Origin of the sequence: Nioella sp., from assembly GCF_965215655.1 — a bacterium.
GTDB lineage: Bacteria > Pseudomonadota > Alphaproteobacteria > Rhodobacterales > Rhodobacteraceae > Nioella.
This window is the reverse complement of the sequence record NZ_OZ244111.1, coordinates 2,343,348-2,366,178: the sequence shown is the minus strand read 5'-3', so window position 1 is coordinate 2,366,178 and position 22,831 is coordinate 2,343,348. Positions and strand designations below refer to the sequence as shown.

At 64.2% G+C, this 22,831-nt stretch carries 26 protein-coding genes; 10 read left to right on the top strand and 16 right to left on the bottom strand.

Going from position 1 to position 22,831, the window contains the following annotated elements; all coding sequences use genetic code 11:
- Positions 1 to 12 precede the first annotated feature (12 nt).
- From ACOOEX_RS11835 to ACOOEX_RS11815, 5 genes are read left to right on the top strand one after another with little or no spacing between them, the layout of a single operon-like run.
- Entirely contained in the window at positions 13 to 1,620 is a 1,608-nt protein-coding gene (locus tag ACOOEX_RS11835) for an AMP-binding protein (protein ID WP_420395023.1), read from the top strand.
- Positions 1,620 to 2,795 carry a thiolase family protein gene (locus tag ACOOEX_RS11830; protein WP_420395022.1) on the top strand — a complete coding sequence of 392 codons (1,176 nt, stop codon included), beginning with the start codon at positions 1,620 to 1,622 and terminating at the stop codon, positions 2,793 to 2,795. The genes ACOOEX_RS11835 and ACOOEX_RS11830 overlap by 1 nt, the downstream gene beginning before the upstream one ends.
- Positions 2,792 to 4,030, top strand: coding sequence for an SDR family NAD(P)-dependent oxidoreductase (locus tag ACOOEX_RS11825; RefSeq protein ID WP_420395021.1), 1,239 nt, complete (start codon positions 2,792 to 2,794; stop codon positions 4,028 to 4,030). Before ACOOEX_RS11830 ends, ACOOEX_RS11825 begins: the two co-directional genes overlap by 4 nt.
- A complete protein-coding gene (locus tag ACOOEX_RS11820; protein ID WP_420395020.1) occupies positions 4,027 to 4,818 on the top strand; it encodes a cyclase family protein in 792 nt (263 codons plus the stop codon). Before ACOOEX_RS11825 ends, ACOOEX_RS11820 begins: the two co-directional genes overlap by 4 nt.
- Positions 4,815 to 5,540, top strand: a complete 726-nt coding sequence (locus ACOOEX_RS11815; RefSeq protein ID WP_420395019.1) for an SDR family NAD(P)-dependent oxidoreductase — start codon at positions 4,815 to 4,817, stop codon at positions 5,538 to 5,540. Before ACOOEX_RS11820 ends, ACOOEX_RS11815 begins: the two co-directional genes overlap by 4 nt.
- 433 nt (positions 5,541 to 5,973) lie before the next feature.
- On the opposite strand, the gene ACOOEX_RS11810 is transcribed toward ACOOEX_RS11815, so the two are convergent.
- The 8 genes from ACOOEX_RS11810 to phnG all read right to left on the bottom strand — a co-directional run bounded on the left by ACOOEX_RS11810 (position 5,974) and on the right by phnG (position 12,421).
- A complete protein-coding gene (locus ACOOEX_RS11810) occupies positions 5,974 to 7,116 on the bottom strand; it encodes an alpha-D-ribose 1-methylphosphonate 5-triphosphate diphosphatase (protein WP_420395018.1) in 1,143 nt (380 codons plus the stop codon).
- A gap of 235 nt (positions 7,117 to 7,351) precedes the next feature.
- Positions 7,352 to 7,891 carry a phosphonate metabolism protein/1,5-bisphosphokinase (PRPP-forming) PhnN gene (phnN, locus tag ACOOEX_RS11805; protein ID WP_420395017.1) on the bottom strand — a complete coding sequence of 180 codons (540 nt, stop codon included), beginning with the start codon at positions 7,889 to 7,891 and terminating at the stop codon, positions 7,352 to 7,354.
- Positions 7,888 to 8,565: a phosphonate C-P lyase system protein PhnL gene (gene phnL, locus ACOOEX_RS11800; protein WP_420395016.1), complete on the bottom strand. Its 678-nt coding sequence runs from the start codon at positions 8,563 to 8,565 to the stop codon at positions 7,888 to 7,890. Before phnL ends, phnN begins: the two co-directional genes overlap by 4 nt.
- Positions 8,566 to 8,622: 57 nt before the next feature.
- On the bottom strand, positions 8,623 to 9,399 hold the full coding sequence (phnK, locus tag ACOOEX_RS11795; RefSeq protein ID WP_420395015.1) for a phosphonate C-P lyase system protein PhnK: 777 nt from the start codon (positions 9,397 to 9,399) through the stop codon (positions 8,623 to 8,625).
- Positions 9,396 to 10,262 carry an alpha-D-ribose 1-methylphosphonate 5-phosphate C-P-lyase PhnJ gene (locus ACOOEX_RS11790; RefSeq protein WP_306046622.1) on the bottom strand — a complete coding sequence of 289 codons (867 nt, stop codon included), beginning with the start codon at positions 10,260 to 10,262 and terminating at the stop codon, positions 9,396 to 9,398. The genes phnK and ACOOEX_RS11790 overlap by 4 nt, the downstream gene beginning before the upstream one ends.
- A 79-nt stretch (positions 10,263 to 10,341) precedes the next feature.
- The gene (locus ACOOEX_RS11785; RefSeq protein ID WP_420395014.1) at positions 10,342 to 11,412 is read right to left on the bottom strand and encodes a carbon-phosphorus lyase complex subunit PhnI; all 1,071 of its coding nucleotides are present in this window, start codon (positions 11,410 to 11,412) and stop codon (positions 10,342 to 10,344) included.
- A complete protein-coding gene (gene phnH / locus ACOOEX_RS11780) occupies positions 11,412 to 11,981 on the bottom strand; it encodes a phosphonate C-P lyase system protein PhnH (protein WP_420395013.1) in 570 nt (189 codons plus the stop codon). Before phnH ends, ACOOEX_RS11785 begins: the two co-directional genes overlap by 1 nt.
- A complete protein-coding gene (gene phnG, locus ACOOEX_RS11775; protein WP_420395012.1) occupies positions 11,981 to 12,421 on the bottom strand; it encodes a phosphonate C-P lyase system protein PhnG in 441 nt (146 codons plus the stop codon). The genes phnH and phnG overlap by 1 nt, the downstream gene beginning before the upstream one ends.
- A gap of 77 nt (positions 12,422 to 12,498) precedes the next feature.
- On the opposite strand from phnG, the gene phnF reads away from it, so the two are divergent.
- Positions 12,499 to 13,212, top strand: coding sequence for a phosphonate metabolism transcriptional regulator PhnF (gene phnF / locus ACOOEX_RS11770; RefSeq protein WP_420395011.1), 714 nt, complete (start codon positions 12,499 to 12,501; stop codon positions 13,210 to 13,212).
- Positions 13,213 to 13,269: 57 nt separating this feature from the next.
- Positions 13,270 to 14,439: an alpha-D-ribose 1-methylphosphonate 5-triphosphate diphosphatase gene (locus ACOOEX_RS11765; RefSeq protein WP_420395010.1), complete on the top strand. Its 1,170-nt coding sequence runs from the start codon at positions 13,270 to 13,272 to the stop codon at positions 14,437 to 14,439.
- A 54-nt stretch (positions 14,440 to 14,493) separates the two neighbouring features.
- Here the strand turns inward: ACOOEX_RS11765 and ACOOEX_RS11760 are convergent, their stop codons facing one another.
- From ACOOEX_RS11760 to phnC, 6 genes are read right to left on the bottom strand one after another with little or no spacing between them, the layout of a single operon-like run.
- Positions 14,494 to 15,111: a chloramphenicol acetyltransferase gene (locus tag ACOOEX_RS11760; protein WP_420395009.1), complete on the bottom strand. Its 618-nt coding sequence runs from the start codon at positions 15,109 to 15,111 to the stop codon at positions 14,494 to 14,496.
- Between the two features lie 2 nt (positions 15,112 to 15,113).
- The gene (locus ACOOEX_RS11755) at positions 15,114 to 15,791 is read right to left on the bottom strand and encodes an SDR family NAD(P)-dependent oxidoreductase (RefSeq protein WP_420395008.1); all 678 of its coding nucleotides are present in this window, start codon (positions 15,789 to 15,791) and stop codon (positions 15,114 to 15,116) included.
- Positions 15,788 to 17,107, bottom strand: a complete 1,320-nt coding sequence (phnE, locus tag ACOOEX_RS11750) for a phosphonate ABC transporter, permease protein PhnE (RefSeq protein WP_420395007.1) — start codon at positions 17,105 to 17,107, stop codon at positions 15,788 to 15,790. Before phnE (ACOOEX_RS11750) ends, ACOOEX_RS11755 begins: the two co-directional genes overlap by 4 nt.
- Before the next feature lie 4 nt (positions 17,108 to 17,111).
- Positions 17,112 to 17,975 (bottom strand): phosphonate ABC transporter, permease protein PhnE, encoded by an 864-nt coding sequence (phnE, locus tag ACOOEX_RS11745; protein ID WP_420395006.1) that lies wholly within the window; start codon positions 17,973 to 17,975, stop codon positions 17,112 to 17,114.
- A gap of 58 nt (positions 17,976 to 18,033) precedes the next feature.
- The gene (gene phnD / locus ACOOEX_RS11740) at positions 18,034 to 18,942 is read right to left on the bottom strand and encodes a phosphonate ABC transporter substrate-binding protein (RefSeq protein WP_420395005.1); all 909 of its coding nucleotides are present in this window, start codon (positions 18,940 to 18,942) and stop codon (positions 18,034 to 18,036) included.
- 58 nt (positions 18,943 to 19,000) lie between these two features.
- Positions 19,001 to 19,819, bottom strand: coding sequence for a phosphonate ABC transporter ATP-binding protein (phnC, locus tag ACOOEX_RS11735; protein WP_420395004.1), 819 nt, complete (start codon positions 19,817 to 19,819; stop codon positions 19,001 to 19,003).
- 503 nt (positions 19,820 to 20,322) lie between these two features.
- Between phnC and ACOOEX_RS11730 the strand changes: the two genes are divergently transcribed.
- The 3 genes from ACOOEX_RS11730 (at position 20,323) to ACOOEX_RS11720 (ending at position 21,280) form a co-directional block, all read left to right on the top strand.
- A complete protein-coding gene (locus ACOOEX_RS11730) occupies positions 20,323 to 20,529 on the top strand; it encodes a cold-shock protein (RefSeq protein WP_420395003.1) in 207 nt (68 codons plus the stop codon).
- Positions 20,530 to 20,646: 117 nt separating this feature from the next.
- Complete coding sequence (locus ACOOEX_RS11725; protein WP_420395002.1) at positions 20,647 to 20,913, top strand: DUF982 domain-containing protein; 267 nt, start codon at positions 20,647 to 20,649, stop codon at positions 20,911 to 20,913.
- Positions 20,914 to 21,040: 127 nt separating this feature from the next.
- A complete protein-coding gene (locus tag ACOOEX_RS11720) occupies positions 21,041 to 21,280 on the top strand; it encodes a hypothetical protein (protein ID WP_420395001.1) in 240 nt (79 codons plus the stop codon).
- A gap of 41 nt (positions 21,281 to 21,321) precedes the next feature.
- Here ACOOEX_RS11720 and ACOOEX_RS11715 read toward each other — a convergent pair whose 3' ends face one another.
- The gene (locus tag ACOOEX_RS11715) at positions 21,322 to 22,059 is read right to left on the bottom strand and encodes an aspartate/glutamate racemase family protein (RefSeq protein WP_420395000.1); all 738 of its coding nucleotides are present in this window, start codon (positions 22,057 to 22,059) and stop codon (positions 21,322 to 21,324) included.
- 1 nt (position 22,060) lies between these two features.
- On the bottom strand, positions 22,061 to 22,765 hold the full coding sequence (locus ACOOEX_RS11710; RefSeq protein WP_420394999.1) for a GntR family transcriptional regulator: 705 nt from the start codon (positions 22,763 to 22,765) through the stop codon (positions 22,061 to 22,063).
- Positions 22,766 to 22,831: the final 66 nt, after the last annotated feature.

The following is a 22,831-nucleotide window of genomic DNA, read 5'->3' as shown; positions in this document are numbered from 1 at the left end:
GGGCCTGTCAGAATGAGCACCGTATGTGGCCGCTTCGCTGAAACCGCGAACCGGCGCGGGGACGCGCCTTTCCTGCATGTGCTGGAAGAAACCGCAGCGATCTATGGCATTCCCGCAGGCGACATCTCCTATGCTGAAATGGCCCGGCGCGTTGCCGACTGGGAAGATCGTTTTGCTGCTGCCAGGGTCGGCCATGGGCACCGGGTGGGGCTGCTCTTGCAGAACCGGCCCGTGTTCATCGAAATCTGGCTCGCCCTGAACAGCCTTGGTGCATCGGTTGTTCCGATCAATCCCGATCTGCGGCTGGCGGAACTGGAATACCTGGCAGAACATTCCGAAATGGTGCTGGCTATCGTCCTGCCGGACCGGGTGGCGGAAATGTCGGATGCGGTGACCAATGCGGGGTCGCCTGCGCGGGTAATCACGCCCGATGACTTCATTCCCAAGGCCCCAGTCCCGGCATCCGCTGCAGAAGAGTTGGGGGCCGGGACCGAGTGCGCCCTGCTTTACACGTCGGGAACGACGGGGCGGCCCAAGGGCTGCATCCTGACCAATGAATACTTCCTGCATTCGGGTGACTGGTACGCCGAAACAGGCGGCCATATCAGCCTGCGCCGCGATGCGGAACGTATGCTGACCCCCTTGCCGCTTTTCCACATGAACGCCATGGCGGTCTCTGTCATGGCGATGATCACCACCGGCGGCTGCCTGACGCTGCTGGACCGGTTCCATCCGCGCAGCTGGTGGGACTCGGTGCGCAAGTCGCGGGCGACGGTCGTGCATTACCTGGGGGTCATGCCGCCGATGCTGATGGGGGCGGAGCCATCGCCAGCCGATCGGGACCACACTGTCCGGTTCGGCTTTGGCGCGGGGGTCGACCCCAAACTACATGCCGAGTTCGAAGCCCGTTACGGATTTCCGCTGATCGAGGCCTGGGCCTGCACCGAGACCGGCAGCGGCGGCGTCATCAGCGCCCATGAGGAGCCGCGCAAGGTGGGCACCTCCTGCTTCGGGCGGCCCTGTGCCGATGTTGAGGTTCGGGTCGTGGACGATGCCGGGCAGGATGCCGCTACCGGAATGCCCGGAGAGCTGCTGGTTCGCCGGGCGGGCGCCAATCCTCGCTACGGGTTTTGTGCCGGATACCTGAAGAACCCCGAAGCCACCGCAGAGCTTTGGAAAGGCGGGTGGCTGAACACCGGTGATGTTGTCTTTCAGGACGAAGACGGATCGCTTCACTTCGTTGACCGCAAGAAGAACGTCATCCGTCGGTCGGGCGAAAACATCGCCGCCGTGGAGGTCGAAGGCATCCTTAACCGGCACGAGGATATCCGAATTTCGGCAGCGGCAGCCCATCCCGATGAGCTGCGCGGTGATGAGGTCGCGGTCTTCCTGATCCTCGAAAACGGCGGCGGCAGCCCGCAGAAAGCGCATCAGATTGCCACCTGGGCGCTGGACCAGATGGCCTATTACAAGGTACCGGGCTGGATCGCCTTCGTGGAAGACCTGCCCCTGACGGCCACCCAGAAAATCCTGCGTGGAAAGCTGAAAGGGCTCTTGGAAGAGACCATCGCACAGGGCGGTTTCATCGACACCCGCCACCTGAAGAAACGGCAACGCTGATGGGGCTGCAATCCCCATATGAGGGCGTTGCGGTCTGTGCGCCGGTGACGGTGCCCTATGTCCGCTTCTCGCCCGAGAGCGCCCATTGGTGGGCCGGAGCGGCCCTTCAGTCGCTGGCGCAGGCGACGGGTCTTGGGCCTGCTGATATCGACGGCTTCTGCTTTGCCAGCTTCTCCGCCGCACCCGATACGGTCGTGGGCATGGTCCAGCATCTCGGCCTCAGCCCGCGCTGGATGGACCATATCCCGACAGGCGGCGCCAGCGGGGTCATGGCGCTCAGGCGCGCGGCGCGGGCCGTGCAATGTGGTGACGCCGAGGTGGTGGCCTGCGTGGCGGCCGATACCAACCAGATCGACAGCTATCGTCAGACGCTGGCCGGGTTTTCGCGGTTTTCCCAGGACGCAACCTATCCCTACGGGTTCGGCGGCCCGAACGCGACCTTCGCGCTGATCACCGACAATTTCATGCGCCAGTTCGGCGTGACCCGCGAAACCTTCGGCAAGCTCTGCGTGGCGCAGCGGCACAATGCCCTGTCCAACCCGCTGGCGCTGATGAAAAAGCCGCTCACACTGGACCAATACATGAGCGCCGGGCCCATTTCAGACCCGGTCCATCTGTTCGATTGCGTGATGCCCTGCGCAGGGGCGGAGGCGTTTCTGGTCACGACCCCCGAAAAGGCCGAAGAGCTGGGGCTTTCGTCGGCACGGGTTCTTGCCACGATCGAACGCCACAACGCCTTTGCAGAGGACAGTGTGCAATTTCGTGGCGGGTGGGAGTGTGATCGTGAGGCCCTGTGGCAGCGCGCGGGCTGCGGGCCCAAGGATATGCATTGTGTGCAGGTCTATGACGATTACCCGGTGATCGTCGCCATGCAGCTTGCCGATCTCGGGTTCTGCGAGAAACCGGACTTGCCGGATTTCATCGCCGCCAATGACTTCACCATACCGGGCTCCCTGCCGCTCAACACCAATGGCGGGCAGCTTTCTGCCGGGCAGGCCGGGGCCGCTGGCGGGTTTCAGAACCTGACCGAGGGATTGCGGCAGATCCTGCGATGCCCGCTTGGCGACCAGGTGCCCGACGCGGCCCGCGCCCTGGTGTCCGGTTTCGGGCTGGTGAATTACGACCGTGGCGTCTGCACCGGGGCTGCGGTGCTGGAAAGGCAGGCCCTGAGATGACCGAGCCGCTTCCCACACCCAAACGCAAGGACCCGCTGAAGCGCAGCAGGCTCGGTCTTGTGCCCCCCGGTCTGCGCAGCCGCGCAGCGACCGAGATGGCGACCTATGCCGCGCAGGGGCTTTTCGTTCTGCAAAGCTGTGACCGGTGCCGGTCCGTCACGTACCCGCCACGCGACCGCTGCCCTTCGTGCTGGGGAACGCTGACCTGGGCGGATCAGGACTGCGGCGCGCGCATTGAGGCCGTTACCACGATCCGCCACTCCACCGACAATTTCTATCGCAACCACATGCCCTGGCGGATCGGAACCGTTCGCCTGGACGCGGGACCGGTCGCCATCGTGCATCTTCATGGCGATGTGCAACAGGGCGACCGGGTTCGCATGACACTCCGGCTGGATCGGGGCGGCAACCCCGCCTTGTTCGCCATGCCGCAGGAGGAGACCCCGAACATGCAGGACGATCCCCAGCTACGCTGTTTCACGGCCGATCCGAAACACCGGCGGATTCTGGTCACGGACGGGCGAACCGCCATCGGGCAGGACATCGCGCGTGCGCTTCTCAAGGCCGGGGCGCAGACGGTGTTTCTTGGCGATGCCGACCCCATGATGCGCTATCCCGGCAAGGCGGAGATTGAGGCACAGGAGGGCATCGAGCCGGTTTCCCTGAACCTGACCGACAGCGGCAGCGTGCAGGAGCTTGCCGCGCAACTGGGCGGGCGCGTGGATATCGTGGTCAACACCGCCGGGTTCGTGCGCCCGGGCGGCGTGGCCTTCGGGGCCAAGCTTTCGAATCTGCAAGCTGCGTTTGATCTCGGTGCCGTTGGGCTGGTGCGGCTGGCGCAGGGCTTCGCCCCGGCCATGAGCGCACGATCCGATGACGGGGTGAATTCAGCCGCGGCATTTCTGGACATCGTATCCGTGTCGGGCCTCAGCGGACAATCCGGCTATGCCGGTGCCGCCGCCAGCGCTGCCGCGCGTCTGTCGCTATTGTGCGGCCTGCGCGGCGAGATGCAGCAGACCGGCATCCGTGTGCTTTCAGTCCTGACAGGGCCCGTCGATGACGACTGGCACCAGGACCTGCCGCAACCGAAAGTCGCGCCTGTCCAACTGGCCCGCGCGGTCGTTCACGCCCTGACCGAGGGGCAGGAAATCACCTGCGCCGGAGATGTCGCGAAGGATCTCTTTGCCCGCTGGCAGGCCAACCCGCTTCTGTCCATTAGGGAGGAAAACCGATGACCCGCTCACCCCTGACCTTGCTGGCCGAGGCGCTTGCGAGCCGCACCGTGGAATGCGTCGACCTGACCAACACGCTCAGCCCCGATTTCCCTGTCATCGTACTGCCCGCCGAGTTCGGCCAATGCGCCCCGTTCCGGATGGAAAAGGTGTCTCGCTACGACGACAATGGCCCGGCCTGGTACTGGAACAATATCTCGATGAATGAACATACCGGTACCCATTTCGACGCCCCGGCGCATTGGGTGACGGGGAAAGACTTGCCCTCCAACACCGTCGATGCGGTTCCCGCGCAGGATTTCGTGGCCCCCGCCGTGGTGATCGACATATCGAAAGAGGCCGCGGTGGATGCCGATTTCGTACTAACCCGCGCCTTCCTTGAAGACTGGGAGGCACGGCACGGAGAAATCCCGAAGCGCCATTGGATCGCGCTGCGCACCGACTGGTACAAGCGCGTCGGCACGCCTGACTATCTGAACCTGAAAGAGGATGGCGCTCATTCGCCCGGCCCCGATGGCTGCGCGATGGAGTTTCTGGTGCATGAGCGGGACTGCGTCGGTCTGGCGGTGGAAACCGTGGGGACCGATGCGGGCCAAGCCTTTCACTTCAACCCGCCGCTTCCGGCGCATTCGATCCTGCATGGCAACGGGCGCTACGGGCTGCAATGCCTGACAAACCTCGACAAGCTGCCCACCTTCGGCGCGGTGATCGTCGCCTGTCCGCTCAAGATCGAGGGCGGGTCCGGCAGCCCGCTCCGGGTCATTGCACTGGTAGAAAGGACACCGGCATGAGCAAGCGCACAACACTGATCACCGGTGGCAATTCCGGCATTGGCGCGGCTATCGGACGGGCGTTGCTGGCCGAGGGAGAGGCGGTCGTGTCGCTTGGGCTGGAGATGCCCGACGACAGGCATGATGACCTGTTCGGCTACACCGCCGACCTGACCGACGCGGCGGAAACGGCGGATGTGGCGGCCCGGATCTGCGCCGCCCACCAGATCGACGCCATAGTGCATAACGCCGGCCTGATCCTGCCCAATCTGCTGGAAGATGCCGATCCTGCCGACGTGCTCAAGCTGGCGCAACTGCATCTCGCCGCCCCCATGGCCCTTACCCAGGCGGCGTTGCCGGGAATGGTCGAACGCGGCTCCGGGCGGATCGTCTTCGTCAGTTCACGGTCTATGCAGGGCATGCCCACCCGGTCTGCCTATTCCGCGACCAAGGCGGGGATCAACGGGCTGGCGCGGACCTGGGCGCTGGAGCTTGCGCCGAAGGGCATCACCGTCAACGTCATCGCCCCCGGCCCGGTGCTGACCGAAAACTTCTGGGCCATCGTACCCAAGGATGGCGAGCAGCAGAAGAAAATCGCAGGGGGCATCCCCGTGCGCCGGATCGGCACCGCAGAGGATATTGCGAACGCGGCCCTGTTCTTTCTGGATAACAGGTCGAGTTTCGTCACCGGGCAGGTGCTCTTCGTCTGTGGAGGAACCAGCCTCGCAGGCCAGATCAGCTAGGCTCAGGTCTTATCACCAGTGAATGACGGTTGCTGCGAGAGCAATGGCAGAGAGGACGATCGTCAGACAGGGATCGTATCTGGTCGCCAAACGCCGCCAGTCCGTGAACCTGCCAAACATGATCTCGATCATTGCCCGGCGGGGCTTTGTCCAATGACCTGCTCTGCTTTGAGCCCGCGGCCATGGCTTGGCCCTGTTGCGGCTTTTCCGTGACGGGATTCAGGGGGTGGTCCCCCTGTCTTCAAGGGCTTCGCGCCGCCAGTCTGAATCGTATACATGGTCCGCCTGAGGTGTTCGGCGGGAGGCAGGCCGTCCGGCAATTCCCGCGCCGATAATGTCACACCGCTGGCCGGCCGTCAGAAACAGACGCGTGGCCGCTTCCGAAGCGCGTCAATCCGGTCCACAGGCACGGCAGAGGAAGGCGGTTGCGACCTCATGCAATCCGTTGGCCACCGACCCAGGTGCCACGAATGGCGCCGCTGGTGCCAAAACGGTGAACCCGAACCACGTCGGCACGTGCGCCGAGCTCCAATCGTCCCCGATCGGCCAGTCCCGTGGCTTCAGCGGGCGTCCGGGTAACCGTCGCGATCCCCCGCGCGAGGTCGCCCCAGATTTCACCAAGTATCAGGGCACCGCTCAGCAGCGACGAGGGAACATAGTCCGACGACAGGATTGTCAGCAGGTTGTCATTGGCAAGGTCTCTTGCGGCGACGTTGCCGGAATGAGACCCGCCCCGGATCAGGTTCGGCGCCCCCATCATGACGGCGATCCCGTGCTCGGCACAGGTGCGCGCGGCCACGGTCGTGGTCGGAAATTCGGCAATCGTGGCGCCATGTGCGGCAGACTCTGCGACGTGATCCGCCGTTGTGTCATCATGGCTGGCCAATGTGGCGCCCAGATGCTGTGCGGTGGCGACCGCGGCCTGTTCATGAGCGCCGCGAACCCGGTTGCCCAAAGCCGTCTGGATGTCGACATGGGCCAGGAATTCTTCCTCGGTCAGCCCGTATTTACCGCGCATGTATCGCCGCAGCTGTGCAAGATCGGCAAACTGGCGCTGCCCCGGCGTGTGATCCATCAGGCTCACGATTCCGACGCTGTCTTCCGGCCCGAATTTCTCCAGCTCGGCCGTCAGGGTTTCCGAACAGACTTCGGCCCGCAAGTGGATCAGATGGTTCACGCGCAGAACGCCGGCTTTTCGCGCCGCAAGGATCTCGTCGGCCATCTGGCGCGCATATTCCCGCGCGCCCCGCTCGCGCGAAACCAGTGACCCGACGCGGAGTGCATCGAAAACCGTCGTGATGCCGACGCTTGCAAGCTCGGCGTCATGGGCGATGATGGCGGGGGTATGGGGCCAGTCGACTCCGGGACGCGGCTGGATATGCCGTTCCAGATTGTCGGTGTGCAGTTCGATCAGGCCGGGGATGACCAGATCGCCCTCGCAATCAATGGCTCCGGCGGGAATCGCGGCGCTGTCGTCTATCCTGCTGATCAGCCCGTTCTCGAAATGGATCGCACCGTGTTGGGTGCGCTCGGGCAACACGAGCGTTGCATTGGCTAGGATCGTCGTCATGGTCATGCTGCGTCCTGTGGGGTGAGTAATGGCCTGTCGGCCTGCGAATATCGTGGGGATGTCACGAAACCGTGACGCAAACTGCGCGTCATTGCGCGGTGGAACGCCAGTCTCTTCCTGTCGTCCCGTGGCCCGGTCCGCAGGCCGTGGCGACGCGGAAAACGATCCGGGTGACTCCCATCCGGTTCAAACGGATCGCGGTCTATGAGCACTTCGGGCCGGGCATGTTCCATCGGCTTTCTCATGACCCATCGGGTCGAAGGGCCGCGCGCAACCGTGCGACCCCGTCGTCGATCGTCGCATCGTTGACAATCTCGATCACCGGCAGCCCCGCCGGAATGGCCGCGACTTCCCGCGCCATCCGCGCTTCGATCTGCCCGAGGGTTTCGCGGCCACGCCCCTTCAGCCGCTCGGCCAGGATCTGTGCGGGGGCCGAAATATGTATCACCGCAAGATCCGGAAACACGCTGGCCGCCTGGGAAAGCGCGGCACGGGATCCATTGAACAGAACATCCCGCCCCGTATCCAGAGACGCCAGTTCACGGAGCGGAATGCCATAGGCCAGGCCGTGGGCACGCCACGTCAGGGCAAAGTCGCCCCGTGCCTCTCGTCGCTCGAATTCCGCATCGGTGATGCCCTCGAAGGGCTCGCCCCCTGCGCTTTCGGGGCGGGTGATCGCGCGCCGGACCCAGTAGGGCCCGTCGGCAGCACAGACCCCGGCCAGAAGCGTATCCTTGCCTGCGCCCGACGGGCCGACCACGGCAAACAAACGTCCGGTCATAGGCCCTCCGAAAAGCCGGTGACATCGACAAGCCGGTCGCAAACCTGGTTGCGCGCGTCCTCGTCATGGAAAATTCCAAGGATCGCCGACCCCCGGAACTTGGCCTCGCGGATCAGGTCCAGCACGACGGCCCGGTTACCGGCGTCGAGACTGGCGGTCGGTTCATCAAGCAGCATCGCCGGCCAGTCGTGAATGAACCCGCGCGCGATGTTGACCCGCTGCTGCTCGCCACCCGAAAACGTCGTCGGCGACAGGGACCACAGCCGTTCCGGGATGTTGAGACGGGTCAGAACCGTCTCGGCCCGCGCGCGCGCCTCATCCGGTGCCACCCCGAGCCGCATGAGCGGTTCGGCAACGACCTCGATGGTCGGCACCCGTGGCACCACGCGCAGGAACTGGCTGACATAGCCCAGGGTTCCGCGCCTGAGCGCGATGATCTCGCGCGGTTCTGCCCCCGCGACTTCGGTTTCGCCAACCCTGATCGAGCCGCCATCGGTGCGGTAATTGCCCCAGATCATCCGCATGAGCGTCGATTTTCCCGACCCCGAAGCTCCGATCAGCCCCACGCATTCGCCCGCAGCGACGCGCAAAGCCGCGCCTGCCATCACCGGCAACACGGCGCTGCCCTGATTGTGCAGCGTAAAGCTCTTTGACACATTCGCGACCGCAATCATCCTGGATCCTTCATCCTTCTCTCGAACCTCATGCCCCGCGGGCCATCGGCATCAATCTCAAACCTGCAGAACCGAACTGACCAGCAACTGGGTATAGGCATGTTGCGGGTCGTCCAGCACCTGATCGGTCAGGCCCTGTTCCACAACGCGCCCGTCCTTCATCACCATCAGCCGGTCGGCCAGCAGTCGCACGACCGCCAGGTCATGGGTGACGATCACCGCGCTCAACCCCATCTGCCGCACCAACCCGCGCAACAGGTCCAGAAGCCGGGCCTGTACGCTGACATCGAGACCCCCTGTCGGTTCATCCATGAACACCAGGCGCGGGCCGGTCACGAGGTTCCGGGCGATCTGAAGGCGTTGCTGCATGCCCCCGGAAAACTGACGCGGCCGGTCGTCGATCCGGTCGGACGAGATCTCGACCCTGCCAAGCCAGTCGATCGCCTGTTCGCGGATCGACCCATAGTGTCGCGCCCCGACCGCCATCAGCCGCTCACCGACATTGCCACCGGCACTGACGCCCATCCGCAAGCCGTCACGGGGGTTCTGGTGCACGAATGCCCAGTCCGTGCGCGCCAGCATGCGGCGTTCGGGTTCGCTCATCGCCAACACATCGCGAGGGCCGTCAGAACGGGTGTCGAAGATGACGCGGCCGGTGTCCGGGATCAGATGCCCTGCCATGCAGCTCAGAAGCGTCGACTTGCCCGAGCCGGATTCTCCGACGATGCCCATCACCTCGCCGGGCCAGAGGTCGAAGGACACATCGGCACAGCCGATCCGCCCGCCATAAGTCTTGGTGATGTCGGAAACCTGCAAAAGCGGATGTTCGATCATGCCGCGTCCCCTTGTGTCGACAGCCGTCCGCCATGGCCCTCGGCCTGGCGGCTGGCGCAATGGTCGGTATCCGAACAGACGAACATGCGCCCGCCCCGATCGTCGGTGATCACCTCGTCTAGATAGCTGCCCTCATCTCCGCACAGATCGCATGGATGCGGGGCCTTCGTCGCTTCGAACGGGTAGTCCTCGAAGTCGAGGCTCACGACCTTTGTAAAGGGCGGGATCGCGTAGATCCGTTGTTCGCGTCCGGCCCCGAACAGCTGTAGAGCGGGGGTGCCGGACAGTTTCGGATTGTCGAATTTCGGGATCGGCGAGGGATCCATGACATAGCGACCCTCGACCTTGACCGGATAGGCGTAGCTGGTGGCGATGGCGCCGTTGCGGGCGATGTCTTCGTAGAGTTTGACATGCATCAGCCCATAATCCTCGAGCGCATGCATCCGCCGGGTTTCCGTCTCGCGCGGTTCCAGAAAGCGCAGCGGTTCGGGAATGGGCACCTGATAGACCAGGATCTGGCCCGCGATCAGCGGACGTTCGGGGATGCGGTGGCGGGTCTGGATCAGCGTTGCGGCGCCCGTATGCTCGGTTACCGCAACGGCGGCGGTGCGCTGGAAGAACTTGCGGATGCTGACGGCGTTGGTGGTGTCATCGGCCCCCTGGTCGATGACCTTGAGCCTGTCATCGGGCGTCAGACAGGCAGCCGTGACCTGCACGCCCCCCGTGCCCCAACCGTAGGGCATCGGCATTTCACGACTGGCAAAGGGCACCTGGTAGCCGGGCACCGCCACCCCCTTGAGGATCGCGCGGCGGATCATCCGCTTGGTCTGTTCGTCGAGATAGGCGAAATTATAGTCGCTCATGCCGCGTCTCCGGGTTGCTGATCGGCCCTTGCAGGCCCTTTCGCGATGACGGACCGCAGGGACGTGAAGACAGGTCCGGTCATTCCGCCGCCTCCGTCATGCCCGCCCGCAAACGCCGCACCAGTTCCAGCTCGGACTGGAAATCGACGTAGTGGGGCAGCTTGATATGCTCGAGGAACCCGGTCGCCTGGATATTGTCCGCATGCATCAGGACGAATTCCTGGTCCTGAACCGGTGCGCCGGTGTCGTCTTCACCCAGTTCCTTCCAGCGCAGCGCCCGATCCACCAGCGACATCGAGATCGCCTTGCGTTCGGTTTGCCCGAACACCAACCCATAGCCGCGGGTGAACTGCGCCGGCTGGGTTTTGGAACCGGTGAACTGGTTCACGGTCTCGCATTCCGTGACGGTGATTTCGCCGATCTCTACGGCGATCCCCAATTCGGGAATGTCCATCTCGACCGCGACCTCGCCAATGCGCAATTCCCCGACGAAGGGATGGGTGCGCCCAAAACCACGCTGGCTGGAATAGGCCAGCGACAGGATGAAACCCTCGTCCCCTCGTGTCAGGGCCTGAAGGCGCAAGGCCCGGTCGGCGGGCAATTCCATCGGTTCGCGTGTCAGGTCGCCCGGCGTGGCGTCCGAGGCGGGTTCCTCCTCGATCAGCCCTTCGCGGTCCAGAAAGCCGGTGACGCGCGGCACGTCGCCCAGAGGGGAGGCTTGCGGCGCGGGCGGTGCATCCCCTTCGGCCGCCAGCGCGAAATCGATCAGACGGTGGGTGTAGTCAAAGGTCGGCCCCAGGATCTGCCCGCCCGGCAAGTCCTTGTAGGTTGCCGAAATCCGCCGCGTCGCGGCCATCTTGCCGGTGTCGACGGGGGTCGAATATCCCAGACGGGGCAGGGTGGTGCGATAGGCGCGGATCAGAAAGATCGCCTCGATCAGGTCGCCGCGCGCCTGCTTGATCGCCAGCGCCGCAAGATCGGGATCATAGAGCGAGCCCTCGGTCATGACCCGGTTCACGGCCAGCGCCATTTGCTCGCGGATCTGTGCAACGGACAGGTCCGGGACCGCCGGATCGCCGCGACGTTCCTCGGCCAGGAAGGCATGTGCGTTGTCGATGGCCCGTTCGCCACCCTTGACGGCGACATACATTATACATCCTCCACGATCGTGCTGCGCGGCAGGCCTGCCAGCCGATCGCCGCAGGCCAGCAGCGTGTCGAACCCAAGGGGAAAGAGCGCGCGGTTGACCTTGAAGGCCTGAATCTCGGGCAGGGACAGTCGCGCGGTCGTTTCAATCCCGGGACCGCGCAGGACCGGTCCGTCGCTGTCCAGCCGGTCCATCTCGACGATCAGGGTCGCGGCGCGGTCGGGATATTCCGGGGTGCCGATGGCGAAGCGCGCCACCGGCCTCAACGCATCCCAGCCCCCAAAGGCGAACATCGCATGCTCGGCCTCAACAAGGGGTGCGCCGGTGTGGAAGGTGATCCAGTCGCGCACGGACTGACACGCATGAGGCCCTGCCAGATGGACCGGTGTGGTGCCATCCAGCAGCACCAGCGCCGCAGTACCAGCGGCCGCGGACAGCGGCGCGGGGGGCTGCACGCCTGAAACCGCAACGATTTCGCCGGGCTGCGACAGCGCGTGAAGGATGGCGCGGAATCCGCAGGCGGATTGCACCGGGGCATCGGCGAAACCGCCGGTCATGGCGTCAGGCGTCATCAATCCTCTCCGCGAACCATGGTGAAAAACTCGACCTTCGTGGCCGCCGCCTTCGACGCGCGCGCTGTGCGTTGCGCGCTTTCAGCCTCGGCCAGAGGGGCCAGCACCCGGGCGGTCACTTCGTCGATCGCCTCGGTTTGCAGCAGGGCATCCAGCACCGCCGCCCGGCGCGCATGATCCTTGTTGCGCCCCTGAACATAGGCATGCCCGTCCTTGCCGCAGGGAAGGCGCACCGAGCACCGAGTCACGGTCATTTCTCCCAGATTGAACGGTGCGCCGGTGCCGCCTTGCCGACCGCGCACCATGACTGCACCGGTCTCGGGGCCGCGCAGCACGGCATGTTCGGCGATATCGGGGTATAGCGCCGCAAGCCGGTCGGCCGGGGCCCGGGCGAGCAACCCCATGGACTGTGCGCGGTCGAAGGTCTGTGGATTGGACATCTTGCTTATTTGTCTACATTACTATACAACTCGACATATCTTAGCAGGCCATATCCAATCCTTCACGTGAAGTTTCTATGACACGCACGGAAAACGCCCTTTGGCGTCAGATCGCCGAAACGATCACCCGGGACATCGAAGAGCGTCTTGGTCCGGGCGACAAGCTGCCGACGGAAGCCGAGCTTGCAGCGCGTTTCGGGGTGAACCGGCATACGGTCCGCCGCGCCCTGGCCAGTTTGACCCAGTTGGGACTGATCCATACCCGCCGTGGCGCGGGGGCCTTCGTCACCGCGCGTCCGACCGAATATCCGCTGTCCCGAAGAGTGCGGTTTCATCGGGCGGTGTCCGCAACCGGACGGGTGCCCGGCCGGCGCATCCTGGGCACTCTAACGGCGCCGGCCAGCGATACCGAGGCAAAAGCGCTGCAAATCAGCGCCGGGGCCCGCGTGTTGCGGGTCGAAGGATTGACCCTGTCGGATGGCGTCACGATCGGGCATTTCCGGTCTTCCTTTCCGGGCGACCGTCTTGCGGGCATGTCTGACGCCCTGGCCAGGGGGCTGGGGATCACCGATGCCCTGGCGGCCTGCGGGATCGACGACTATCTGCGCGCCTGGACCCGCCTGTCCGCCCGCTCCGCGGACTCGATCCTGGCCGGGCACCTGTCGCTGCGGCCCGGCGATCCGGTGATGCGGGCCGAGGCGCTCAACATCACTCCCGAAGGAACGCCCGTCGAATACGCGGAGGGGCATTTTGCCGGGGAAAGAGTCACTTTGACCGTAACACCCGACTGATCGTCACCAAACTGTCATGGGAGCGAGGGATAGAGGGGCAGTTTCTCGGAGCCCATCATGCCCCTGCTTCCCCCTCTCCGCCTGACAGGTGCGCGCATTCTGCGCGATGGCGATCTTTGCGACGATGTTCTAACGCTGGCCGATGGCATCATCGACGAGTGTCCCGCGGGCGAGATCGACCTGTCGGGATACCTCGTCCTGCCCGGCATCGTCGATTTGCATGGGGACGGGTTTGAACGACATCTTTCCCCGCGTCCCGCCGCGCCATTTGACAAAACCCGTGCCTTGCGTTCGGTCGCGGCAGAGCTGGCGGCGAATGGTGTCACCACCGCCTGGTTGGCGCAAAGCTGGAGCTGGGAAGGCGGATTTCGCAGTGCCGACGCGACCGAGGCCCTGCTTACCGCGCTGGACAATGCCCGACCCGGGTTGTTGCCGGATATCCGCGTGCAGATCCGGCTGGAAACCCATGTTCCAGATGAGCACGCGCGCCTGTTGCGGGCGATTGCGCGCCATGGGGTCGACTACGTGGTGTTCAACAACCACCTGCCCGAGGCGCAGCAGATGGTGCAGGACCACCCGCAGCGATTCGCGCAATGGGCTGCACAGCAGGGGCGTAGCCCGCAGGAATTGCTGACCATTATCGAGAGGGCCGGGCAAATGGATGACCGGGTGCCGCAGGCCTTGTCTTCCCTGGCCATGACATTGGCCGCGCAGGGCGTTGCAATGGGGTCGCATGACGATGGTGATGCCATGACGCGCGGGCGGTTCCGCTCCATCGGGGCCCCGATCTGCGAGTTTCCGACAACCGTCGAGGCGGCGCGCGACGCCATCGCGGCGGGTGAGCCGGTGCTGATGGGAGCCCCCAACGTGGTGCGCGGCGGCAGCCAGTCGGGCAATATTGCGGCTGAGGGGCTGATCGCAGACGGGCTCTGCACGGCGCTTGTTTCGGACTACTATTACCCGGCCTTGCCGCAGGCGGCGTTCGCATTGTCCGATCGGGGCATGCTGCCCCTGGCGCAGGCCTGGGACCTGCTGTCGGGGGCTCCGGCCCGGGCGATGGGGTTGTTTGACCGGGGCGGGCTGGAACCGGGTCAGCGTGCCGACATTGTCGTCGTCGATCCCGACACACATGCCATCGAGGCCACGATCACCGGTGGACGGCTGGCCCATGCCCAGGGTGCGGCAGCGCGCCGGTTGATGGGCGGTGCTGCAATGGCGGCGCAGTAACCGCGATCACCCTCCGGCGCGGTGCTGAAGGGCACGGGCTTGCGCGGGGCTTTTCTACCCGCCGTAGATCTCCAGGAAAGCCTCTGCGGGCAGGGCGCGAAAATCATCGAGCGCCGCACGCAGGCGATCGTGGGACCAGTCCCACCATGCCAGTGCCAGCAACCGCTCGATCACCGAGTCGGCGAACCGTGCCCGGACCGGCCGCGCCGGAACCCCTGCGACGATCATGAAGGGCGGCACGTCGCGGGTGACCACCGCACCCGCTGCGGCAATGGCCCCGATTCCCAGTGTGACCTCGGGCATGATGATCGCGCCATGGCCGATCCAGCAGTCATGTCCCAGACTGCAACGGCGCGAGGCGCGATGGTCGAAAAAGGCCGCATCGTTCGCCGTGTCGTCCCAGTAGTCCGCCGACCGATACAGGAAATGATGCTGCGCGGCATTGGCCATCGGGTGATCGGTGGGGCCGATCCGCGTAAAGGCGGCAATATTGGCGAACTTGCCGATGGTGCAATTGGCGATATCCGCATAGCGGTCGCAATAGGCGTAGTCGCCGAATTCCGAGTTCAGGACACGGCTGCCGCGCCCGACCTCGCAATAGGCTCCGAAACTGCTGTTGGAAATCTCGCAATCCGGGTGGATATGCGGTTCGTTGGCGGTAAGCTTGGTCATTGTCAGAATTCGCGCTGCTGGCCGTCGTAGCGAAAGAATTTCCCGGTGTCCTGAAGGGTCAGTCGCTCGGCGAGCGTCAGGATTCCCGAAGCCACGGTCTCTGGTTCCAGATCGGCCTCGGGGCCACCCATGTCGGTACGCACCCAGCCCGGATCGACCAGCGCAACGGCGATGCCCTCGGGGGACAGATCGGTCGCAAGCCCCTGCATCACCTTGTTCAGCGCCGCCTTCGACGCGCGATAGGCGATGCGGTCCGATTTGGCATAGCCCATCCAGGCCATCTGGCTGGACACCGACAGGATGCGCGCTGCCGGTGCGGCGCGCAGATTGGGCAGAAGGGCCTGTGCAACTGCGAGTGGGGCCAGCGTGTTGACCGCCAGTGTCTGCGCAAAGCCTGCGAAATCCATGTCCAGTGTCGATTGCCGCGCGGGGCCGATGATGCCGGCATTGTTGATCAGGATATCCACCGGGCCGAGAGCGGCGGCAAAATCCGCCAGGGCTGCATGATCGGTCACGTCGATCACCGCCTGTGCCGCGCCCTCGGGCGCGTTGCCGTCGCGGGTTGTCACGGTAACGCGCCAGCCGCGGTCCAGCGCCATTTCAGCCATGTGACGGCCGATGCCGCGGCTGCCGCCGGTGATGACGACATGAGTCGCCGGGGAGAGGTCTTTTTCGATCACGCGTCACCCTTGATCAGTTTGCGCCGCAGCCAGCCCGAGAGCTGATCCATGGCGATGACCATAAGCACGATCAAGATGATGTAGTAGGTCACCTTTTCCCAATCCGCCGTGGTCTGGATCGCCTGTGTCAGCAACAGCCCGATCCCGCCGCCGACAATGGCCCCGATGATCGTGGCCGAGCGGGTGTTGGATTCGAAGAGATACAGCACCTGGCTCAGCAACACGGGCATCACCTGCGGGATAACCCCGAACCGGTAGCCCTGGACCGCGTTCGCACCGGTTGAACGCACACCCTCGATCTGCTTGTCATCGACGTTCTCCAGCGCTTCCGAGAACATCTTGCCGAAACTGCCAGTGTCCGTGGTCAGGATCGCCAGCGCGCCGGTCATCGGGCCGGGGCCGAAAGCGCGGCTCAGGATGATGGTGAAGATCAGCGCATCGACGCCGCGCACGAAGTCGAAAATCCGGCGCACGACGAAGCGCACGGCCCTCGACGGCGCAAAATTCCCCGCCGCCAGGAAGGCCAGCGGCAATGCCACGATCGCCGCGCCGAAGGTGCCCAGGAACGCCATGAGGATCGTCTCGCCAAGCGCCCAGATCACGTCCCCATGCCGCCAGATACTATTATACCAGAAGTCGCGTACCATCAGCGACAGGTTGCTGCGTGCCGGGTCGATCCGTTCGCCCTGCAGCACCGTCGAAACGACTTCGCCTACGCTCAGACCCCAGAACGGGCTGGACAGGTCGAAGAAGAACAACTCCCACCCCGGAACATAGCGCAGGGTCTCGGTCCTTGAACGGGTCATCGACAGGCGCCCGGCCTCGGTCGTGATCGACACGCGGGTGTTCGAGGCGTTGATCCAATCGGGCAGGTTGTCGGTCGGCAGCTCCAGCTGGATGCCATCGTCGGACCAGATGCGGATCTGCCCATAGTCCGGGTGATCGTAGGTCACGTTCGGTCCGTCATAGGTCACCGAATGGCCCAGAGGCAGCTCGATCCGCGCCGCATCGCCGTCGATCGTGATCCAGTCGGGGCGCTGGTCCTCGCTGAAGACCATGCGGCGCGAGCCTTCGATGGAGGCCTCGATCTCGCCGCGCCGGTTGTCACGCGTGACATGGACCCGGTGCGAGACGGCATCGCTCAGCAGGATTGCAGCGTTGTCCAGCCGGGCGCGCGCGGCGATACCGGAAATGTCGAAGGCGAAGAAAATGTAGACAAAATAGGCAAGGATCACGCCCGGAATGACAAATGCCTGAATGCGCTTGCCACGGAAATGCGCGAGAACCTCGTCCCGCATTGCTGCGCTTGCGGCCATGATGTCAGCCTCCGTAGGTCAGTCGGTTGCGGATCAGGCTGGAGATCTGATCGAAAAAGACGATCGTCGCGAAAAGCACGATGAAGATGCCAGCCGCCTCGTCCAGCTTGCCCTGGCCGAACGTCATGGCGTTCTTGAGTTCATAGCCGATGCCACCGGCCCCGACGAAGCCGAGGATTGCCGAGGCGCGGATATTGATCTCGAAACGCAGCAGCGCATAGCTGAAATAGTTGGGCGCGACCTGCGGGATCACACCCAGCCACATGCGCTGGCCCCAGGTCGCGCCGACCGAGGCGAGGCCTTCGAGCGGTTTCTGGTCGACATTCTCGTTGACCTCGGAAAACAGCTTGCCCATTGCGCCTGCCGTGTGCAGCGCGATGGCGATGGCGGCAGGGACGGGACCGCCCCCCAGGACAAAGATCAGCACCAGTGCCACGACGATCTCGGGCACAGCGCGCAAGATATCGGACAGCCGGCGAAACACACCGGTCAGGCGCGGCCACGGGGCCAGCCCGCGCGTCGCAAGCAGGGCCAGCATCATACCGGCCAGCGTGCCGGTCAGGGTGGACACCGCGGCGATATTGACGGTCTCGAGCAGGGCAGGCAGCACATCGACGATATGGCCGGGCAGGTTCGCCGCCTTCTCGATGGCTTCGGACAGGACGGAGGCTGGAAAATCCGGCAGTTGCGGCAGCCCGTCGATGAACCCGCCCGCATTGCGGTCCTGCGCGATCTGGAAGCCCGAAATGAAGAGGACCACGAAGATCAGCAGCATGATCCCGGAATACATCCGCTTGCGGCGGGTCATCGCGAGATAGGACTCGCGGATTGAATCTGTGCCTTGGGGGGCGGAGTCGCTGAGGGTCATGGGAGAGCCGGGAAAAAAGGGGCCGGGCCCCGCATGGGTGGCGGGACCCGGCGAGGGATCAGTTCATCTGTGCCTGACGGACGGCGATGATGGTCTCATAGGCTTCATGCGTGATCGGCTCGAACCCTGCGGTTTCGCCAGCGGCGACGCCATAGGCGCAGTCGGGGTCGACGTCGATCAGGTTGGCCAGCAGGTCGGTCACGGTGTCACGAACGTCCTGCGGCAGCGAGGCGCGCAGCACGATCGGCCCCTCGGGGATCGGGCGCGACCGCCAGATTTCAACCAGATCGTTCATGTCCACCAGACCGGCGTCAACCGCGCGGCGCAGAGCGCCGGAGTTGTAGCCGTCTTCCCAGGCACCCAGGCCGTCGGCCCAGGTCACGCCGCCATCGACGCTGCCATTGTTGACAGCGATGATGGTCTGTTCGTGGCCGCCGGTGAACACGACCTCACCGAAATAGTCGCCCGAGTCCATCGTGGCACCGGTGATCTGCGGGATTTCCACCGACGGGATCAGGAAGCCGGAGGTGGAGTTCGGATCGCCGAAGCCGAAGATGCGGCCCTGCAGGTCTTCCAGCGAGGTGATACCGCTGTCGGCGCGGGCAAAACCGATCGAGTGGTACGAGAACGAGCCATCGAGGTTCGTCTTGACCAGAACCGGAATGACTGCTTCCGGGTCGGCAAGGTAGGTCGCGGCATAGGACGACGCGCCAAGCCATGCGAAGTCCAGCGTGCCGCCAACGAGGCCCTGGATCACGCCGTTATAGTCCGCGGGGGTAAACAGGCGGGTCGGGACGCCAAGGGCTTCTTCGACATAGGCGCGGAAGCACTCGTTATTGGCCAGACGGTCCTGGGCGTTCTCGCCACCCAGAAGGCCAATGTTGAATTCGGTGATGGCGTGGCCATCGGCGTAGACCGCGCCGGTCAGGGCCGTGGACATGATCAGGGCGGCAGCAAGCTTCTTCATCGGGTCTCTCCATTGCGATGAGCGGCCCCGGACGGGGCCCGGGGTTTGATAAACGTGGTTACTGGGCGGCCATGGCCAATTCGCGAACACGGGTCGCGGTCTTGCCGGGAATCGCGGTCGAGGTCGCTTCTTCATTGAAACTCTCGTCCGCGCCGTAGATCTCTCGCGCGGCATCGGTGGTCAGGTCGCTTGGCGGACCGTCGAAAACCAGAATACCGTCGCGCAGGCCGATCACCCGGTCGCAATAGCGGCGCGCGGTGTCCAGCGTATGCAGGTTGGCGATGACCATCCGGCCATCCTCGGTGTTGATCTTCTTGAGCGTGTCCATCACCACCTGCGCGTTCATCGGGTCAAGGCTGGCAATGGGTTCATCCGCGAGGATGATCTTGGGGTCCTGCATCAGCGCCCGGGCGATGGCGACGCGCTGTTGCTGGCCACCCGACAGCGCTTCGGCCCGCTTGGGGGCCTGCTCTGCGATGCCAAGCCGGTCGAGGATATCGAGCGCCTTCAGGATGTCTTCGCGGGACCACAGGTTGAACATCGTCGCCAGTGTCGAGCGGCGATTGAGCTGGCCATGCATCACGTTCGACGCCACGTCCAGTCGCGGAACCAGGTTGAATTGCTGAAAGATCATCGAGCACTGACTTTGCCAGGCGCGCGCCTCGGCCCCCTTGAGCGCGAGGATATCGCGGCCCTCGACAAGGATCTCGCCCGATGAGGCCTGTAGAAGACGATTCATCATGCGCAGGAAGGTCGATTTCCCAGCTCCCGAGCGCCCGATGATGCCCACGAATTGCGGCTGGTCGATGGAGAAACTGACGGCATCCACCGCCTTGCGATTGCCAAACACGCGCGTGACATTGCGGACTTCGAGCACCTGAACCCCCTGTGCGTTTTCGGGGCCCTTGTGTCTGCATGCCGTGACAGTCTCGTGTCATCATATTTACAGTTTTGTAAAAGATGTCCTCTTTCGCCGCATGTCTTCACCGAATTGGGTGCGCGCCCGCAAAGCACGGCACAGGATCGTGGGTGTCAGTGGATGATCGCGTTCCAGATATCCCGCCCCGTCGTTCCGCTGCGCCCAGAGGCGAGACAATTCCACGCGAAAGACGGACCCCGGTTGGATGGGCCGGGTCGCCTACCCGCGGCCGCCACCGCTCATGATTTCCGGCAAACGGGCCTACGCGGCAGGCAGCCTGCAGGTTTTCTTTCCCTATTCCGTGATCGGCCCCTTGTAACGGCACCAACGGATACCCACCTGTGTCTAGCAAAGCACATTCCTACGATCTTCTGTTTCCTAACGGCCCCAGTTGTTCATACGAAGACACTGGGCCGGGCCATCGCGTTGTGCGGATGGCAATCAAATCAGGAGACATCACGATGGCCAATGGCACCGTGAAATGGTTCAACTCTCAAAAAGGTTTTGGCTTCATCGCCCCGGAGCAGGGATCGAAGGACATCTTCGTTCACGTATCCGCTCTGGAACACGCGGGGCTCAATCAGCTCGACGATGGTCAGGCTGTGACCTTTGACGTCGAAAGCGGGCGCGATGGTCGCGAATCTGCGACCAATCTTGCGCTGGCATAAGCTGCGTCGGACCAAACCAAAGGGCGGGAGCAGCCATCGCGTTGCTCTCGTCTCCTCTTTTCAGAGGACACGCCCCTGACAGGGCGGTTCATTCCCGAATTTCAACGAAACGATATCATGATAGAAACCCACTGGGGAGATCCCATCAGACTTGTCCTGTCACCTGAAGGCGGCACCCAAAGAGTCACAACGATCGAGCAAGCCTCCTACTGGCTGCGCAAGAAATGGCCGGTTGCCAATCAGGACAGGGATTTCGCTCTCGCCCAGATTGACGCCGCAATGCATTGCCTGGTTCCGGCTGGTGCAGCCCGCAGGGCGTTCATCTCGGCCGCGCGGACGGCCGGATTCAAAGCCTACGGCACCGATCTGGCCGCCGCCTGCTGAGGCGGGGCGGCATGCCGTTGCGCGACCGGCAGAGCGGCACCCGCAAACCGGGTGCCCAATACGTCGGTCGCCCCTCTGTGCCGCTCAGGGCGACCGTTCCGGGAATGTCTGCAAAGGAGGCACCAAGATGACCAGATCCACCAAGAACAGCTTGTTCAAGTGCTCAACGCCTATCAGGGAAACGCTGATGGACAAGACCACGCGCGTGGTGAAGCAGATCATTGACGAGGAAACCGAACAGCGCAAAGTCAAGACATCGCGCCTTCGCAAGGCCCGTCTCGAAAAAGAGGAAGGGGCAGCGGTCGAGGCGACCGCGCCCAAGCCTGCCAAAGCGCCGAAAAAGCCCCGGGCCACGGCCGCCAAATAGGCCCGGCCTGCTCAGGTCAACGGATTGACTCGCGCTCGGGATTACCAGCGGGGGTCGTCGATTCCACCACAGAAGCGGCGCGGCATCAGCCCCGCCTGAAACCAGCTGACGAAACTGTAGATCGACCAGACCGGCAGGCCGGTGGCGGCGCGGATATCCGCGGCATAGGGCACCATGTTGGTGCATTCCAGCACGATGCCGCCGACGTCCGGGTGTTTGCCCGTCAGCTCGTTCGCGGCGTCGAGCAGGTCGAGCCGGCAGGCCTCGAAGTCGATTTCTGGCGCGTCGCCAAGGATATCGCGGGTGAAAGCACGCCCGCCTTCCGTGCCCATCACAGGGGTGTCCAGCGCCACGCTCGCCGCTTTCAGGTGATCGGGGCTGAGCGTGCTGGCCGAGACTGTCAATATGCCGACCCGCTTGCCCGGTGGCAGCAGCCGTTCCACCAGCGGCACCTGCATCAGCGACGAGGTTGCGACCGGCACGCCAAGGGCTGCCGCCATGTCGCCCTGCAACAGCGACAGGAACCCGCAATTCGTGGTGATCCCGTCGCAGCCCATAGCGACAAGATCCTGCGCGGCGTCGATGAAATCCTGCACCCGGTCCAGCGGCGCGCCGCGCACGATATTGTCGGGCGTTGCCCCGCGCACCACCCGGAAATGCACCGGGAAAGGCCAGGTCAGCGCGTTGCCGATATCGCCGGGGATGCGGGGAAACTGCGTTTCCAGCATCAGGATGCCGACGCTTGCCCCGTAAACCGTCTTGCCGCCGCGTGTGGTCATGTCAGCCTGCCTGAACGTAGATGTGAGAAAATGCCTCGCGCACCGCGCGGGTCGCGTCTTCCTTGCGCAGTTCGATATGGGCACGAAGCGTCGCCAGCGCGCGGGCCTCGTCGCGGTCGGTCAGCGCATCGAGAATGGCGCGGTGCGCCGACAGCCGCCGCGCGTCGCTGCGCGCCATGTTCAGCCCGATCATGCGCACGTAGCGGATGCGGCCGTTGATGTTGTCGAGCATATTGGTCAGCTCGGCGTTCCGCGACAGCCGGGTCAGCGCCATGTGGAACGCTTCGTCCATCTCCAGCAGCGCGATCCGGTCGGTGGCGGTTTCGTAGAGAGGCTCGGTGCGGTCCAGCTCGTCCTTTAGCGCGCGAATATCGGCATCGGGGGCGCGGGAAATGGCCAGCCGCATCGCCTCGCATTCCACGGCGGCGCGCGCCTCGTAGAGGTCGAGAATGCGCTCAGGCGTCAGCGAGCGGCAGAAGAACCCTTGCCCGCCGGTGAAGGTCAGAAAGCCCTCTGACACCAGTCGGTTGAGCGCCTCACGCAGAGGCGTGCGACTGACCGAGAGGCGCTTGGCCATATCGCCTTCGCGAATGCGTTCATCGGGCTTGATCTCGAACTCCGCCGCCATGCGCCGGAGCTGCGCGGTGATGCGGTCGACATTGCTTTCGGGTCTGGGGCTTTCGGGTTTAGGGGCGGGGTCTGTCATTTCAGCGGCTCTTTCCGGCGATCTGTCGGCATAGTGATATTTTGGGTTGAGTTTTGCAAGATATTT

What these genes read in the sequence shown, in the direction of transcription:
- ACOOEX_RS11715 (WP_420395000.1), bottom strand. Translation starts at nt 22,059, where the DNA reads ATGACCACACGCGGCGGCAAGACGGTTTACGGGGCAAGCGTCGGCATC.
- phnF (WP_420395011.1), top strand. Translation starts at nt 12,499, where the DNA reads ATGACACGCACGGAAAACGCCCTTTGGCGTCAGATCGCCGAAACGATC.
- ACOOEX_RS11790 (WP_306046622.1), bottom strand. Translation starts at nt 10,262, where the DNA reads ATGAGCGACTATAATTTCGCCTATCTCGACGAACAGACCAAGCGGATG.
- ACOOEX_RS11810 (WP_420395018.1), bottom strand. Translation starts at nt 7,116, where the DNA reads ATGACCATGACGACGATCCTAGCCAATGCAACGCTCGTGTTGCCCGAG.
- phnK (WP_420395015.1), bottom strand. Translation starts at nt 9,399, where the DNA reads ATGATCGAACATCCGCTTTTGCAGGTTTCCGACATCACCAAGACTTAT.
- phnH (WP_420395013.1), bottom strand. Translation starts at nt 11,981, where the DNA reads ATGACGCCTGACGCCATGACCGGCGGTTTCGCCGATGCCCCGGTGCAA.
- ACOOEX_RS11710 (WP_420394999.1), bottom strand. Translation starts at nt 22,765, where the DNA reads ATGACAGACCCCGCCCCTAAACCCGAAAGCCCCAGACCCGAAAGCAAT.
- ACOOEX_RS11785 (WP_420395014.1), bottom strand. Translation starts at nt 11,412, where the DNA reads ATGTATGTCGCCGTCAAGGGTGGCGAACGGGCCATCGACAACGCACAT.
- ACOOEX_RS11725 (WP_420395002.1), top strand. Translation starts at nt 20,647, where the DNA reads ATGATAGAAACCCACTGGGGAGATCCCATCAGACTTGTCCTGTCACCT.
- ACOOEX_RS11820 (WP_420395020.1), top strand. Translation starts at nt 4,027, where the DNA reads ATGACCCGCTCACCCCTGACCTTGCTGGCCGAGGCGCTTGCGAGCCGC.
- ACOOEX_RS11760 (WP_420395009.1), bottom strand. Translation starts at nt 15,111, where the DNA reads ATGACCAAGCTTACCGCCAACGAACCGCATATCCACCCGGATTGCGAG.
- phnE (WP_420395006.1), bottom strand. Translation starts at nt 17,975, where the DNA reads ATGACCCTCAGCGACTCCGCCCCCCAAGGCACAGATTCAATCCGCGAG.
- phnL (WP_420395016.1), bottom strand. Translation starts at nt 8,565, where the DNA reads ATGATTGCGGTCGCGAATGTGTCAAAGAGCTTTACGCTGCACAATCAG.
- ACOOEX_RS11815 (WP_420395019.1), top strand. Translation starts at nt 4,815, where the DNA reads ATGAGCAAGCGCACAACACTGATCACCGGTGGCAATTCCGGCATTGGC.
- ACOOEX_RS11830 (WP_420395022.1), top strand. Translation starts at nt 1,620, where the DNA reads ATGGGGCTGCAATCCCCATATGAGGGCGTTGCGGTCTGTGCGCCGGTG.
- phnG (WP_420395012.1), bottom strand. Translation starts at nt 12,421, where the DNA reads ATGTCCAATCCACAGACCTTCGACCGCGCACAGTCCATGGGGTTGCTC.
- ACOOEX_RS11835 (WP_420395023.1), top strand. Translation starts at nt 13, where the DNA reads ATGAGCACCGTATGTGGCCGCTTCGCTGAAACCGCGAACCGGCGCGGG.
- ACOOEX_RS11720 (WP_420395001.1), top strand. Translation starts at nt 21,041, where the DNA reads ATGACCAGATCCACCAAGAACAGCTTGTTCAAGTGCTCAACGCCTATC.
- ACOOEX_RS11730 (WP_420395003.1), top strand. Translation starts at nt 20,323, where the DNA reads ATGGCCAATGGCACCGTGAAATGGTTCAACTCTCAAAAAGGTTTTGGC.
- ACOOEX_RS11765 (WP_420395010.1), top strand. Translation starts at nt 13,270, where the DNA reads ATGCCCCTGCTTCCCCCTCTCCGCCTGACAGGTGCGCGCATTCTGCGC.
- phnD (WP_420395005.1), bottom strand. Translation starts at nt 18,942, where the DNA reads ATGAAGAAGCTTGCTGCCGCCCTGATCATGTCCACGGCCCTGACCGGC.
- phnN (WP_420395017.1), bottom strand. Translation starts at nt 7,891, where the DNA reads ATGACCGGACGTTTGTTTGCCGTGGTCGGCCCGTCGGGCGCAGGCAAG.
- ACOOEX_RS11825 (WP_420395021.1), top strand. Translation starts at nt 2,792, where the DNA reads ATGACCGAGCCGCTTCCCACACCCAAACGCAAGGACCCGCTGAAGCGC.
- phnE (WP_420395007.1), bottom strand. Translation starts at nt 17,107, where the DNA reads ATGGCCGCAAGCGCAGCAATGCGGGACGAGGTTCTCGCGCATTTCCGT.